We start from the raw sequence: 13,667 nt of genomic DNA, 5'->3' as shown, positions 1-13,667 counted from the left end.
TCAGCGTTGGTATCTTCGCGGGCTCGCCCGCTCCCACAGGTCCACAGGTTCTGAAAACTGTGCAGTACCTGTGGGAGCGGGCAAGCCCGCGAAGCAGCCAACGCGATTTCCGCTGTTGAGTTAACGCCATGAGCCACTTCGAAAGCATCCTCAAGAACACCAACCTGGCCCACCTGGACCCCGCCATCCGCACCACACTGTCAATGCCCTGCCAACGCGTGGCCTTCGTCCTGCGCGAGCATTTCTCGATGATGGCCTTCACCGCCGCCATGGATAGCCTGGTTACCGCCAACCTGATGAGCGCCACGCCGCTGTTCCAGATTCAGGTGGTAGGCGAGGGCGAGCAGGTGATGAGCGACCTTGGCATCGCCTTGCCGGTCAATACCCAACTCGCCGACCTCGAAATTCAAGGTCTGGACTGCCTGCTGGTGTGCGGCGGCTTTCGGGTACGTCTGGAGACTGCGCCGCAACTGCGCGCCAAGCTGCGCCAGGCGGACCAGCACGGTAGCCAGCTGGGCGGTTTGTGGAACGGTGCCTACTTCCTTGCCGAAGCCGGCTTGCTCAACGACCACGACTGCGCCTTCCACCCCGATGGCCGGGCGATGATGAACGAATTGTTCCCCAAGGTGCGCATCAGCCGCCAGGCTCATGTGCTGGACCGCCGCCGCATGAGCTGCGCGGGGGCTAGCAGCGCACTGGACATGATGCTGGCCTTGCTTGAACACTGCGGCGGCGCACCGCTGCGCCGGGCGGTGGAACAGATGCTGGCCTGTGACCGTTCGCGGGTAATGAGCGACGCACCGGCCAGCGCGCCGGAAATAGACCCCAGCCTGCCCAAGGGCGTGCGCCTGGCACTGGAGCTGATGCACGCCAACATCGAAGACCCGATCGGCATCGATGAAATCGCCGAGCACGCGGGCTTGTCCCGTCGGCACCTGGAGCGCTTGTTCCGCCGTCATGTGCAGGCCACGCCGCCGCGGTATTACCTGGAGCTGCGCCTGACCCATGCGCGGCAGTTGTTGCAGCACACCAGCAAGTCGCTGACCGAAGTGGCGGTGGCCAGCGGATTTGTCAGTTTCCCGCACTTCTACCGGCGCTTTCGCGAGCTATTTGCCATTGCCCCACGCCAGTACCGGGCGCGGAGCCAAGGGTGGGCAGGGCGGCAGGATGTGGCGGTGCATTGAGTGGCTTTCTGCCTTTACCGGCCTCTTCGCGGGTTTACCCGCGAAGAGGCCGGCACAGGAATATACCGTTCGATAACCGAACACTGATCGCCCCCGACCTGTCCGCTATCCGCCCAACCAATCCCATCGCCGCATTGCCCAACCCCCGCCTTTTTGCTGTAGTGTGCCTATCCACCGGTTGTCGCCTGCCCCCGCGACCCGCAACCGGCCCGATAAAATGACCGTGACGACCGCAACCACAGCCCCAAGGCCGTAGGAAGCGGCGACCAGAACAATAACGATACCGAGTGCCTTGCCTATGGAAAGCCGCCTGCTGAGCGAGCGCAGTAGCGTGTTTCATCACGCCGACCCTTATGCTGTGTCCGATTATGTGAACCAGCACGTAGGCCAGCATTGCATCGGTCTGTCCCGCACCACCCACCCCCAGGCCAGCCTCAGCCATCGCAAATTCGCCGAACTCGATCTGTGCCGCATCAGCTATGGCGGCAGCGTGCGCGTTACCTCGCCGGCGCTGGAAACCATCTACCACCTGCAAGTACTGCTCAACGGCAACTGCCTGTGGCGCGGGCACAAGCGCGAGCAACACCTGGTGCCGGGCGAGCTGTTGCTGATCAACCCGGACGACCCGGTTGACCTGACGTATTCGGAAGACTGCGAAAAATTCATCCTCAAGGTACCCACCCGGCTGCTGGATTCGATCTGCGACGAGCAACGCTGGCACCGGCCAGAAGGCGGCGTGCGGTTCTTGCGCAACCATTACCGCCTGGATGAACTGGACGGGTTCGTGAACCTGCTGGCCATGGTTTGCCACGAAGCGGAAGTGAGCGATTCGTTGCCGCGGGTGCAGGGGCACTACAGCCAGATCGTGGCCAGCAAGTTGCTGACCCTGATGAGCACCAATATCCGCCGCGAAAGCCTGGGCTCGCCAGGCGCCAGCCTTGAGCGAATCATCGACCACATCGACCGCAACCTGAAAGTTGAACTGACCGCAGAAGCATTGGCAGAGCAGGCGTGCATGAGCCTGCGTTCGTTGTATGCGTTGTTTGATCGGCACTTGCAGACCACGCCGAAGCACTATGTTCGCCAGCGCAAGCTGGAGCAGGTGCATGCCTGCCTGAGCGATGCCAGTTGTTCGGTACGCAGCGTGACCGAGCTGGCGATGGACTATGGCTTCCTGCACCTCGGAAGGTTCTCCGAGGTGTATCGGCAGCAGTTTGGCGAGTTGCCTTCGGAAACGTTGCGTAAACGGCGCTGAACCGCACTGGCCTCTTCGCGGGCGCGCCCGCTCCCACAGGAATTCCTGACCTTTGAGGGATACACAGTACCTGTGGGAGCGGGCGTGCCCGCGAAGAGGCCCTTGAACCTTTCACATCCACCTGCACAAAACGGATAGCACCCCGCACAAACCGGATATTCCCGCCCCCTACCAATCCCTAACCTGACCTGGTCTGAACAATAACAATGGAGACCCTGGCCATGTCCCTGGGATTCGACTACCTCAATGCCATGCTCGAGGACGACCGTGAAAAGGGCATCTACCGCTGCAAGCGCGAGATGTTCACCGACCCACGCCTGTTCGACCTGGAGATGAAACACATCTTCGAGGGCAACTGGATCTACCTGGCTCACGAAAGCCAGATCCCCGAGAAAAACGACTTCCTCACCCTGACCATGGGGCGCCAGCCGATTTTCATCGCGCGCAACAAGGACGGTGAACTCAATGCCTTCCTCAACGCCTGCAGCCACCGCGGCGCCATGCTGTGCCGGCACAAGCGCGGCAACCGCTCCAGCTACACCTGCCCGTTCCACGGCTGGACCTTCAACAACAGCGGCAAGCTGCTGAAAGTGAAAGACCCAAGCAACGCCGGCTACCCCGACAGCTTCAATTGCGATGGCTCCCACGACCTGACCAAGGTCGCACGCTTCGAGTCGTACCGTGGCTTCCTGTTCGGCAGCCTGAACGCCGACGTCAAGCCGTTGGTCGAGCACCTGGGCGAGTCGGCCAAGATCATCGACATGATCGTCGACCAGTCGCCAGAAGGCCTGGAAGTGCTGCGCGGTGCCAGCTCGTACATCTACGAAGGCAACTGGAAGCTCACCGCCGAAAACGGTGCCGATGGCTACCACGTCAGCTCCGTGCACTGGAACTACGCCGCCACCCAGAACCAGCGCAAACAGCGTGAGGCCGGTGACGAGATCAAGACCATGAGCGCTGGCTCCTGGGCCAAGCAGGGCGGTGGCTTCTACTCCTTCGACCACGGCCACCTGCTGCTGTGGACCCGCTGGGCCAACCCCGAAGACCGCCCGGCCTACGAGCGCCGTGACCAGCTGGCCGCCGACTTCGGCCAGGCCCGTGCCGACTGGATGATCGAGAACTCGCGCAACCTGTGCCTGTACCCGAACGTGTACCTGATGGACCAGTTCAGCTCGCAGATCCGCGTTGCCCGGCCGATTTCGGTGAACAAGACCGAGATCACCATCTACTGCATCGCGCCGAAAGGCGAGAGCCCCGATGCCCGCGCCAAGCGCATCCGCCAGTATGAAGACTTCTTCAACGTCAGCGGCATGGCCACCCCCGACGACCTGGAAGAGTTCCGCTCGTGCCAGACCGGCTACGGCGGCGGCACTGGCTGGAACGACATGTCCCGTGGCGCGAAGCACTGGGTTGAAGGCGCCGATGAAGCGGCCAAAGAGATCGAGCTGCACCCGCTGTTGTCTGGCGTGCGCACCGAGGACGAAGGCCTGTTCGTGCTGCAGCACAAGTACTGGCAGGACACCATGATCCAGGCTCTCAAGGACGAGCAGCAACTGATCCCAGTGGAGGCCGTGCAATGAGCCTGTATGAAACCGTGCGCGACTTCCTCTACCGCGAAGCGCGCTACCTGGACGATGCCCAGTGGGACCAGTGGCTGGAGCTGTACGCCAGCGACGCCAGCTTCTGGATGCCGAGCTGGGACGATGACGACACCCTCACCGAAGACCCACAAAGCGAAATCTCGCTGATCTGGTACGGCAACCGTGGTGGCCTGGAAGACCGCATATTCCGCATCAAGACCGAGCGCTCCAGTGCGACCGTGCCGGATACCCGCACCTCGCACAACATCAGCAACATCGAGATCGTCGAGCAGGGCGAGGGCAGCTGCCAGGTGCGCTTCAACTGGCACACCCTGAGCTTTCGCTACAAGACCACCGACAGCTACTTCGGCACCAGTTTCTACACCCTCGACCTGCGCGGCGGGCAGCCGCTGATCAAGGCCAAGAAGGTGGTGTTGAAGAACGACTACGTGCGCCAGGTCATCGACATCTACCACATCTGATACAGGGTTTTGCGAGCATTGCCCGGTGCGTCCTGCGACGCGCCGTGGGCCGGCTCGCCCGCGAGGTGCAACATGAGCTACCAGATCGCACTGAATTTCGAAGACGGGGTTACCCGCTTCATTGAAGCCACCGGCCACGAAACCGTGGCCGACGCAGCCTATCGCCAAGGCATCAACATCCCGCTGGACTGCCGCGATGGCGCCTGCGGTACCTGCAAGTGCAAGGCCGAATCCGGGCGTTACGACCTGGGTGACAACTTCATCGAAGACGCCCTGAACGAAGACGAAATTGCCGAAGGCTACGTCCTGACCTGCCAGATGCGCGCCGAAAGCGACTGTGTCATCCGCATTCCGGCGTCGTCGCAGCTGTGCAAAACCGAACAGGCCAGTTTCGAGGCTGCCATCAGCGATGTTCGCCAGCTGTCTGCCAGCACCATTGCCCTGTCGATCAAGGGCGAAGCCCTCAGCCGCCTGGCCTTCCTGCCGGGGCAGTACGTGAACCTCAAGGTACCGGGCAGCGAGCAGAGCCGTGCCTATTCGTTCAGTTCGTTGCAGAAGGACGGCGAAGTCAGCTTCCTGATCCGTAACGTGCCGGGCGGGCTAATGAGCAGCTTCCTGACCAACCTGGCCAAGGCCGGGGACAGCATGAGCCTGGCCGGGCCGTTGGGCAGCTTCTACCTGCGGCCGATTCAGCGCCCGCTGTTGCTGCTGGCTGGCGGTACCGGTCTGGCACCGTTCACCGCAATGCTGGAAAAGATCGCCGAGCAGGGCAGTGAACACCCGCTGCACCTGATCTATGGCGTGACCAACGACTTCGACCTGGTTGAACTGGATCGCCTGCAGGCGCTGGCTGCACGCATTCCCAACTTCACCTACAGCGCCTGCGTGGCCAACCCGGATAGCGAGTATCCGCAGAAGGGTTACGTGACCCAGCACATCGAGCCACGCCACCTCAACGACGGCGATGTGGATGTGTACCTGTGCGGGCCGCCGCCGATGGTCGAGGCGGTGAGCCAGTACGTGCGCGAACAGGGCATTACCCCGGCCAACTTCTACTACGAGAAGTTTGCGGCAGCGGCCTGACAGCCTCCTTTTAGTCCAAGCATTACGCCGACCCTGTGGGAGCGGGCATGCCCGCGAAGAGGCCAGCAGGTTTCAACAACTTTGTCTGGTCGGACGCATTCGCGGGCATGCCCGCTCCCACAGGGATTGTGGCGAACCGGAGAGATGGATATGAACAACCGATTCCAAGGCAAGGTCGCCCTGGTCACCGGTGCCGCCCAAGGCATCGGCCGGGGCGTGTGCTGGCGGCTGAAGGCTGAAGGCGCGCAAGTGGTGGCGGTAGACCGTTCCGAACTGGTTCACGAACTGGCAGGCGAGGGCATGCTCACCCTCACCGCCGACCTGGAACAACACGCCGACTGCGCCCGGGTAATGGCCAGTGCCGTAGAAACCTTCGGCCGCCTCGACATCCTGGTCAACAACGTCGGCGGCACCATCTGGGCCAAACCCTTCGAGCACTACGAAGTGGAGCAGATCGAAGCCGAAGTGCGCCGCTCGCTGTTCCCCACCCTGTGGTGCTGCCACGCCGCGCTGCCGTACATGCTCGAACGGGGCAGCGGTGCCATCGTCAACGTTTCGTCCATCGCCACGCGCGGCGTGAATCGGGTGCCCTACGGTGCGGCCAAAGGTGGTGTGAATGCGCTCACCGCCTGCCTGGCGTTTGAAACCGCTGGCCGTGGCATCCGCGTCAACGCCACCGCGCCCGGCGGCACCGAAGCGCCACCCCGCCGCGTACCGCGCAACAGTGCCGAGCAGAGTGAGCAGGAGAAACACTGGTACCAGCAGATCGTCGACCAGACCCTCGACAGCAGCCTGATGCACCGCTACGGCAGCATCGATGAGCAGGTGGGCGCGATTCTGTTCCTTGCCTCGGACGAAGCCTCGTACATCACTGGCGTGACCCTGCCGGTAGGGGGCGGCGACCTCGGCTGAGCAGCAACCTCAAGGCAACAGCTTTCACTCACAACAAAAACAAGAGCGACAGATGCCATGCGAACCCTTGACGTACACCCGATCATCGATAATGCGCGCTTCACCTCGTTCCACTGGATGGTCATGGCCTGGTGCGGCCTGCTGTTGATCTTCGACGGCTACGACCTGTTCATCTACGGCGTGGTACTGCCGGTCATCATGAAAGAGTGGGGCCTGACCCCGTTGCAGGCCGGTGCGCTGGGCAGCTATGCGTTGTTCGGCATGATGTTCGGTGCCCTGGCATTCGGCAGCCTGGCCGACCGTATCGGGCGCAAGAAGGGCATCGCCATCTGTTTCGCCTTGTTCTCGGGGGCGACCATTCTCAATGGCTTTGCCAGCAGCCCCAGCGAGTTCGGCATCTACCGCTTCATCGCCGGCCTGGGCTGCGGCGGGCTGATGCCCAACGCCGTGGCGCTGATGAACGAATACGCGCCCAAGCGCCTGCGCAGCACGCTGGTGGCGATCATGTTCAGTGGCTATTCACTGGGCGGCATGCTGTCGGCAGGCGTCGGCATCTTCATGCTGCCACGCTTCGGCTGGGAGTCGATGTTCTTCGCGGCAGCCGTGCCGCTGCTGCTGTTGCCGGTGATTCTCTACTACCTGCCGGAATCCATCGGTTTTCTGGTGCGCCAAGGCCGTAGCGAAGAGGCGCGCAAACTGCTGAAGCGCCTGGATCCGGGCTGCGATGTGCAGGCCGATGACGTGTTGCAAGCGACTGATCGCAAGGGCGGCGGGGCGTCGGTGCTGGAGCTGTTCCGCAACGGCCTGGCCATTCGCACACTGGCGCTGTGGCTGGCGTTCTTCTGCTGCCTGCTGATGGTTTATGCGCTTAGCTCGTGGCTGCCGAAATTGATGGCCAATGCTGGCTACAGCCTGGGTTCCAGCCTGTCGTTCCTGCTTGCGTTGAACTTTGGCGGCATGGCCGGGGCGATTCTCGGCGGCTGGCTGGGCGACCGTTACAACCTGGTCAAGGTCAAGGTCGCGTTTTTCATCGCTGCCGCGTTGTCGATCAGCCTGCTGGGCGTCAACAGCCCGATGCCGGTGCTGTACCTGCTGATCTTCATCGCCGGGGCTACCACCATCGGCACGCAGATCCTGCTGTATGCCGGCGCCGCCCAGTTGTACGGGCTGTCGGTGCGCTCCACCGGGCTTGGCTGGGCCTCTGGTATCGGCCGCAACGGCGCCATCGTCGGCCCCTTGCTGGGCGGTGCGCTGATGGGCATCAACCTGCCGCTGCAACTCAACTTCATCGCCTTCGCCATACCTGGCGCAATTGCTGCGCTGGCCATGGCTGTGCACCTGGCCAGCGGCCGTAGGCAAGCCCAGGCCGTGGCGGCGCAGGCCTGACCCGAAAAGAACCAGAGCCGGGCACCCAGCCCGGCCAATGCCTTGCCAGAGGTGCCATGAAAACCCTGATCAAGGACAGTTCGCTGTCCGCCATCGTCGCCGGCTGCATTGCCACGATGATCTCCTACGCCGGCCCGCTGGTGATCATCTTCCACGCGGCCGAGGCCGCCGGCTTGTCGCACCAGCAGTTGTCATCCTGGGTCTGGGCCGTGTCCATGGGCAGTGCCGTGCTCGGCGCGCTGCTGAGCTTGCGCTACCGGGTGCCTGTGGTGATCGCCTGGTCGATCCCAGGTTCCGCGCTGCTGGTCAGCGCCTTGCCGCAGCTCGGCCTGGAGCAGGCCGTGGGGGCTTACCTGGTGGCCAATCTGTTGCTGCTGATGATCGGCATCAGCGGCGCCTTCGACCGCATTATCGCGCGCTTGCCGGGGTCCATCGCTGCCGGCATGCAGGCCGGCATCCTGTTCAGCTTCGGTATCGAGGTGTTTCGCGCCCTGCCAGTGCAGCCGGTGCTGGAACTGGCTTCACCACAGTGGGTCACTCCGCAGTTCAGCCTGCAGGCGGTGTTCAGCCTGGCGCTGCCGATGGTGCTGGTGGCGCTGACCGGGCAATTCATGCCGGGCATGGCGGTGCTGCGTAATGCGGGCTACCCCACGCCAGCGAGCCCGCTGATCAGTGCCAGCGCCCTGGCTGGTGCGCTTTTGGCGCCGTTTGGCTGCCACGGGCTGAACCTGGCGGCAGTCACCGCCAGCCTGTGCACGGGCCCCGAGGCCCATGAAAACCCACGGCGGCGCTATGTAGCAGCAGTGGCTGGCAGCGCGCTTTACCTGCTGCTGGGGATTGCTGGTGCCACGTTGATGTCGCTGTTCGCGGCGTTTCCGGCCGCGCTGGTTGCTGCCCTGGCCGGGCTGGCCCTGTATGGCGCCATCAGCGAAGCCCTGGCGCGCAGCCTGGCCGAACCGGCCGAGCGTGATGCAGGCCTGTTCACCTTCCTGGTCACCGCTTCGGGGGTGGCCTTCCTGGGCCTGTCGGCGGCGTTCTGGGGGCTGTTGTTCGGCCTGCTGGCCCATGCGTTGCTCAGGCTGCGCCAGCCACGTGCCCGGGAGGTGCTGCGCCGTACCCCATGAGCTGTCGTGTTCCCAACGCTTTACCCATAAAAACAAGATCAAGAGAGCTTCGGAATGAACCACACCCCTTGCGTCGCCCTGGGGCTGACTTTGCTCAGCCAACCTTTACTGGCCGCCGAAGGTGGCTTCTTCGAGGATTCGAAGGCTACCCTGAGTGCCCGCAACTACTACTTCAGCCGCGATTTCTCCGACATTGTCGGGGCTAACAAGCAGTCCAAGGCCGAGGAGTGGGCCCAGGGTTTCATCCTCGACTTCAAGAGCGGCTACACCCCGGGTACGGTCGGCTTTGGTGTCGATGCCCTGGGCCTGCTGGGGATCAAGCTGGACAGCAGCCCCGACCGCGCCAATACGGGCCTGCTGCCGGTGCATGGCGACGGCCGGGCTGCCGATGAGTACAGCCGCCTGGCGCCCACCTTCAAAGCCAGGATCTCGAAAACCGAACTGCGCGTCGGTGAGCTGCAACCGAACCTGCCGGTGCTGACCTTCAGTGACATCCGCCTGCTGCCGCCGACCTATCAGGGCGCGAGCCTGAGCTCGTCGGAAATTGACGGGCTGACCGTGCAGGCCGGGCATTTGAAAAGTACCCACCTGCGTAACGAAGGCGGCGAGGGCAAGATGAACGCCATGCTCGGCCATGTGCCGATGCGTCAGGCCGAGAGCGATGCCTTCAACTATGTGGGCGGGGACTATGCGTTCAATGCCAACCTCAGCAGCGTCAGCCTCTGGTACGGGCAGTTGGAGGATATCTACGAGCAGGGCTTTGTCGGCTTCAAACACAGCAAACCGTTGGGTGACTGGGTGCTCAGTGCCAACCTTGGCTATTTCACCGCGCGTGAAGATGGCGATGCGTTGCTGGGCAACATCGACAACCAGGCGTTCTTCTCGATGTTCACTGCGCGTCATGGCGGGCACAGCTTCCATGTCGGCTACCAGGGCATCTATGGCGACAGCCCGTTCCCGCGGGTGTTTGCCAACATCTCGCCGCTCGGCAACGAGGTGCCAACTTATGAGTTCGCCTACACCGACGAGCGCTCGTACCAGGTGCGTTACGACTACAACTTCGCCGCCATGGGCGTACCGGGGCTGACTGCGACTGTGCGCTACATAACGGGTAACAATGTCGATACCGGGCTGGGTTACGAAGGGCGCGACCGGGAACGTGACCTGGATATTGGTTACGCGGTGCAGGGCGGGGTGCTGAAGGGACTGGGGATTCGGGTACGGAATGCGATGGCGAGGTCCAACTACCGCAGCGACATCGACGAGAACCGTTTGACGCTGGTGTACACCTGGCAGCTGTTCTGACGCTTGCACAGCAATTGCACTTCAGGGCCGTATGAAGGTAGCTTCCGGAAACCACATTTTCAGGAATGCCACCCTTGGACTCCATCACTCAGGCCGTACTCGGCGCAGCCCTGCAAGGTACCGTGCTTGGTCGCATTCAGGGCCGTCGCGCCTTGGTGTATGGCGCGGCACTGGGCACGTTGCCCGACCTGGATGTGATCATCCGCTACGCCGACCCGGTGTCGCAGATGACCTACCATCGCGGGTTCTCCCACTCGCTGTTCGTGCTCACCGGGCTGGCCTTGCTGCTGGCCTGGTTGGTCAACAAATGCTGGCCTGGCAAGGGTTACACCTTGCCGAGGCTGTTCATGGCGTTCTGGCTGGTGCTGGTTACCCACCCTTTGCTCGATGCGTTCACGGTCTATGGCACGCAGTTGTTCTGGCCTTTGCAGGGCATTCCGCAAAGCTGGGCAGCGGTGTTCATCATCGACCCGGTCTACACCTTGCCGCTGCTTGCAGCGGTGGCCTACACGAGCATCAAGGGCGTAACTGGCAGGGCTACGCGGCTGCTGACCCTGGCCTTGGCGTTCAGCACCTGCTACCTGGGTTTCGGGCTGGCCGGGCGCATGGCGGCGGAGCAACGGTTCCAGGCGGCGCTCGACCAGCAAGGCATCGTCGCCAGCGAGGTCCGTGCGGTGCCGCTTGCGTTCAACAGCCTGGTCTGGCGGGTATTGGCCAAGACCCCGGATGGCGATTACTACGAAGGCATCAGCAGCGGCTTTGACCGGCAAGCGCCAGAAATGCAGCGCTTGCCGCGTAATCTGGCGTTGGCAAAGGTGCTGGAAGGTGACCCTTTGCACCAGCGCCTGCGCTGGTTTACCGATGACTGGCTGCGCTATGACCAAGTGGGCGATGCGCTGGTGGTCACCGACCTGCGCATGGGCATCCCCGGCAACTACACGTTCCGTTTCAACATGGCCCATCGCGACAGCCAGGGGCACTGGATTACCGATGTGCCTTCGCGATGGCAAGGGAGTGGGCCCGGGTCGATGTTCAATGGGGATGACCTGCTGTTGATCTGGCGGCGCATCGTCGAGCAACAGCCGCCCTTGCCACTGGCTGCCTGGACCGACCGGTACATGGGTGCCCGCCAGCACTGAAACAGGCAACAGGGCTGGTATGGGGCTGCACAGCAGCCCCGCTTGCAATCGCCAATTTCATACCCATCTACAGCGGTCACCTTGCACCCAGGAACCGAGCCATGGAACCCAACCGCTTCGGCGACATCGCCGCCTTCGTCAGTGCCGTCAAGGCCGGCAGTTTCACTGCTGCCGCCGCCAGCCTGGGCCTGACGCGTTCGGCGGTGGGCAAAAGCATCGCCCGCCTGGAAGCGCGCATGGCCGTACGCCTGCTTAACCGCACCACGCGCAAGCTGAGCCTGACCGACGAAGGTTTGGTAGCTTACGAGCGCTGGCGGCAGATTCTGGATGACCTGGACGAGGTGGAAAGCACCATGGCCCAGCGCCGGGGCAAACCCACCGGCACCCTGCGCCTGACCGCGCCGCTTTCATTCGGCCAGCGCCATGTACTGCCGATCCTGGACTGCTACCTCAAGCAGTGGCCGGACCTGCGCGCAGACATCCGCTTCACCGACCGCTTCGTCGACCTGGTCGAGGAGGGCGTCGACGTTGCCGTGCGCATCGGTGCACCCAAAGAGGATTCACAGCTGCTGACCCGCACCGTGGCCTGGCAGCAGTTCGTCACCTGTGCTTCACCCGCGTACCTCGCAGCGCGTGGCGTGCCGCAGGTACCAGGTGACCTCTACGGCCACGACAAAATCGCCTTCCTCGCCGGCGAGAAGGCCATGCCCTGGCGCTTTCACAGCGAAGCCGGCCTGCACCTGTGCGAAGACCCCGGGCGGCTGAACATCGACAGTTCCGAGGCCATGCTTGACGGTGCCCGGGCCGGTTTCGGGCTGATTCACCTGCCCACCTACATCACCGGTGACGACCTGCGCGCCGGCACCCTGGTGGAAGTGCTGCAAGCCTACCGGCCACCGGCAGACCCGATCCGCATCGTATACCCGAGCAAACGCCACCTGTCCCCACGGGTGCGTGGGTTCATCGACCTGCTGGTGGACAGTTGGGAATCGGGCGTGCCCTGGGAATCCTGATTGGGGACTGTCAGGCCCCTATGCCGGGCCTGAAACCGGGTTTATCACTGGCGGCGCAGCAGGGAAACTGGCAGCCACTGATAATCCCTCTGGAGACCCCATGACTGCACTGTCCGTACTGGATCTGGTCATGATCGGTGAAGGCAAGACCTTCGCCGACGCGATCGAAGAATCTCGCCAACTCGCGCGCCACGTCGAGCAACAGCACTACAGCCGCTACTGGATTGCCGAGCATCACGACATGCCGGGCATCGGCTCGGCGGCTACCGCGCTGGTCATCAACGAAATCGCCAACGCCACCCGGCATATCCGCGTGGGTGCCGGCGGCATCATGCTGCCCAACCATGCGCCGCTGGTGGTGGCCGAACAGTTCGGTACCCTCGATACCCTGCACCCGGGCCGCATCGACCTGGGCCTGGGCCGTGCACCCGGTACCTCCGGCCCGACCGTGCGTGCCTTGCGAGGGGCTGCCCCGGAGCGCGACTTCAGCCAGGACATTGCTGAACTGCGCGATTACCTGGCCGACAACGGCAACCGTCGAGTGCGGGGTGTGCCGGGCGCGCACGATGTACCGGTGTGGATACTCGGTTCCAGCCTGTTCGGCGCCGACCTGGCGGCGAAGCTGGGGCTGCCCTATGCCTTTGCCTCGCACTTTGCCCCGCGTTACCTGCTGCAGGCCATTGCCCATTACCGGGCCAATTTCCAGCCTTCGGCGCAACTGGCCAAGCCTTACGTGATGGTGGGCATGAACCTGTTCGCCGCCGCCAGCGATGCCGAGGCGGATTACCTGGCCAGTTCCCATCGCAAGTGGATGCTGGACCTGCATGTCGGGCGTTTCGGCTTGTTGCCAAAGCCGCAGGAAGGTTATGTGGACAGCCTCCCATCGCATGAGCGGGCAGTGCTTGAACAGGTAATGGCCTGCACGGTTGCGGGTGGGCCGCACCGGGTCAGGGAAGGCCTGCGCTCGTTGATCGAGCAAACAGGGGCGGATGAGCTGATGATCGACTGCCGCATCCATGACCCGCTGGCGCGGCAGCGGTCGCATGCCTATGCGGCGCAGGCCTTGGCTGAACTGGGTTAACGCTACTGGCCTCTTCGCGGCTGAAGCCGCTCCCACACGTATTGCGCATGCCTGGCGGTAAGCACTGCCGCTGTGGCGAACGGGTGGTACAGGCATAAAAAAACGGGAGCCCTCAGAGCTCCC

General features: G+C 63.2%; 12 protein-coding genes. All 12 read left to right on the top strand.

Annotated features, from left to right (window positions below; translation table 11 throughout):
• Positions 1–128 precede the first annotated feature (128 nt).
• The 12 genes from ACQKPZ_RS02175 to ACQKPZ_RS02120 all read left to right on the top strand — a co-directional run bounded on the left by ACQKPZ_RS02175 (position 129) and on the right by ACQKPZ_RS02120 (position 13,544).
• Positions 129–1,184, top strand: coding sequence for a GlxA family transcriptional regulator (locus ACQKPZ_RS02175; RefSeq protein ID WP_427535278.1), 1,056 nt, complete (start codon positions 129–131; stop codon positions 1,182–1,184).
• A 298-nt stretch (positions 1,185–1,482) separates the two neighbouring features.
• Positions 1,483–2,439 (top strand): helix-turn-helix transcriptional regulator, encoded by a 957-nt coding sequence (locus ACQKPZ_RS02170; RefSeq protein ID WP_391125750.1) that lies wholly within the window; start codon positions 1,483–1,485, stop codon positions 2,437–2,439.
• Between the two features lie 221 nt (positions 2,440–2,660).
• Complete coding sequence (benA, locus tag ACQKPZ_RS02165) at positions 2,661–4,019, top strand: benzoate 1,2-dioxygenase large subunit (protein ID WP_391125747.1); 1,359 nt, start codon at positions 2,661–2,663, stop codon at positions 4,017–4,019.
• The gene (gene benB, locus ACQKPZ_RS02160) at positions 4,016–4,501 is read left to right on the top strand and encodes a benzoate 1,2-dioxygenase small subunit (protein ID WP_391125744.1); all 486 of its coding nucleotides are present in this window, start codon (positions 4,016–4,018) and stop codon (positions 4,499–4,501) included. Before benA ends, benB begins: the two co-directional genes overlap by 4 nt.
• A gap of 72 nt (positions 4,502–4,573) precedes the next feature.
• Positions 4,574–5,584, top strand: coding sequence for a benzoate 1,2-dioxygenase electron transfer component BenC (gene benC, locus ACQKPZ_RS02155; protein WP_427535277.1), 1,011 nt, complete (start codon positions 4,574–4,576; stop codon positions 5,582–5,584).
• A gap of 150 nt (positions 5,585–5,734) precedes the next feature.
• Positions 5,735–6,496: a 1,6-dihydroxycyclohexa-2,4-diene-1-carboxylate dehydrogenase gene (locus ACQKPZ_RS02150; protein ID WP_019096256.1), complete on the top strand. Its 762-nt coding sequence runs from the start codon at positions 5,735–5,737 to the stop codon at positions 6,494–6,496.
• A gap of 57 nt (positions 6,497–6,553) precedes the next feature.
• Entirely contained in the window at positions 6,554–7,882 is a 1,329-nt protein-coding gene (locus ACQKPZ_RS02145) for an MFS transporter (RefSeq protein ID WP_427535275.1), read from the top strand.
• Between the two features lie 56 nt (positions 7,883–7,938).
• Positions 7,939–9,006 carry a benzoate/H(+) symporter BenE family transporter gene (locus tag ACQKPZ_RS02140; protein WP_427535273.1) on the top strand — a complete coding sequence of 356 codons (1,068 nt, stop codon included), beginning with the start codon at positions 7,939–7,941 and terminating at the stop codon, positions 9,004–9,006.
• A gap of 54 nt (positions 9,007–9,060) precedes the next feature.
• Positions 9,061–10,311 (top strand): OprD family porin, encoded by a 1,251-nt coding sequence (locus ACQKPZ_RS02135; RefSeq protein ID WP_427535272.1) that lies wholly within the window; start codon positions 9,061–9,063, stop codon positions 10,309–10,311.
• A 74-nt stretch (positions 10,312–10,385) separates the two neighbouring features.
• Entirely contained in the window at positions 10,386–11,450 is a 1,065-nt protein-coding gene (locus ACQKPZ_RS02130; RefSeq protein ID WP_427535270.1) for a metal-dependent hydrolase, read from the top strand.
• Positions 11,451–11,551: 101 nt separating this feature from the next.
• Entirely contained in the window at positions 11,552–12,463 is a 912-nt protein-coding gene (locus ACQKPZ_RS02125; RefSeq protein WP_427535269.1) for a LysR substrate-binding domain-containing protein, read from the top strand.
• Between the two features lie 100 nt (positions 12,464–12,563).
• A complete protein-coding gene (locus ACQKPZ_RS02120) occupies positions 12,564–13,544 on the top strand; it encodes an LLM class flavin-dependent oxidoreductase (protein ID WP_427535268.1) in 981 nt (326 codons plus the stop codon).
• Positions 13,545–13,667: the final 123 nt, after the last annotated feature.

This window comes from Pseudomonas sp. NPDC089547, assembly GCF_050280665.1.
In the GTDB taxonomy this organism is placed as follows: domain Bacteria; phylum Pseudomonadota; class Gammaproteobacteria; order Pseudomonadales; family Pseudomonadaceae; genus Aquipseudomonas.
The sequence above is the reverse complement of the archived record's forward strand: the minus strand, read 5'-3'. Positions and strand labels throughout refer to the sequence as shown.

Excerpts from the sequence above, each read along its gene's own strand:
- ACQKPZ_RS02175 (WP_427535278.1), top strand. The coding sequence starts at position 129 with ATGAGCCACTTCGAAAGCATCCTCAAGAACACCAACCTGGCCCACCTG.
- ACQKPZ_RS02170 (WP_391125750.1), top strand. The coding sequence starts at position 1,483 with ATGGAAAGCCGCCTGCTGAGCGAGCGCAGTAGCGTGTTTCATCACGCC.
- benA (WP_391125747.1), top strand. The coding sequence starts at position 2,661 with ATGTCCCTGGGATTCGACTACCTCAATGCCATGCTCGAGGACGACCGT.
- benB (WP_391125744.1), top strand. The coding sequence starts at position 4,016 with ATGAGCCTGTATGAAACCGTGCGCGACTTCCTCTACCGCGAAGCGCGC.
- benC (WP_427535277.1), top strand. The coding sequence starts at position 4,574 with ATGAGCTACCAGATCGCACTGAATTTCGAAGACGGGGTTACCCGCTTC.
- ACQKPZ_RS02150 (WP_019096256.1), top strand. The coding sequence starts at position 5,735 with ATGAACAACCGATTCCAAGGCAAGGTCGCCCTGGTCACCGGTGCCGCC.
- ACQKPZ_RS02145 (WP_427535275.1), top strand. The coding sequence starts at position 6,554 with ATGCGAACCCTTGACGTACACCCGATCATCGATAATGCGCGCTTCACC.
- ACQKPZ_RS02140 (WP_427535273.1), top strand. The coding sequence starts at position 7,939 with ATGAAAACCCTGATCAAGGACAGTTCGCTGTCCGCCATCGTCGCCGGC.
- ACQKPZ_RS02135 (WP_427535272.1), top strand. The coding sequence starts at position 9,061 with ATGAACCACACCCCTTGCGTCGCCCTGGGGCTGACTTTGCTCAGCCAA.
- ACQKPZ_RS02125 (WP_427535269.1), top strand. The coding sequence starts at position 11,552 with ATGGAACCCAACCGCTTCGGCGACATCGCCGCCTTCGTCAGTGCCGTC.
- ACQKPZ_RS02120 (WP_427535268.1), top strand. The coding sequence starts at position 12,564 with ATGACTGCACTGTCCGTACTGGATCTGGTCATGATCGGTGAAGGCAAG.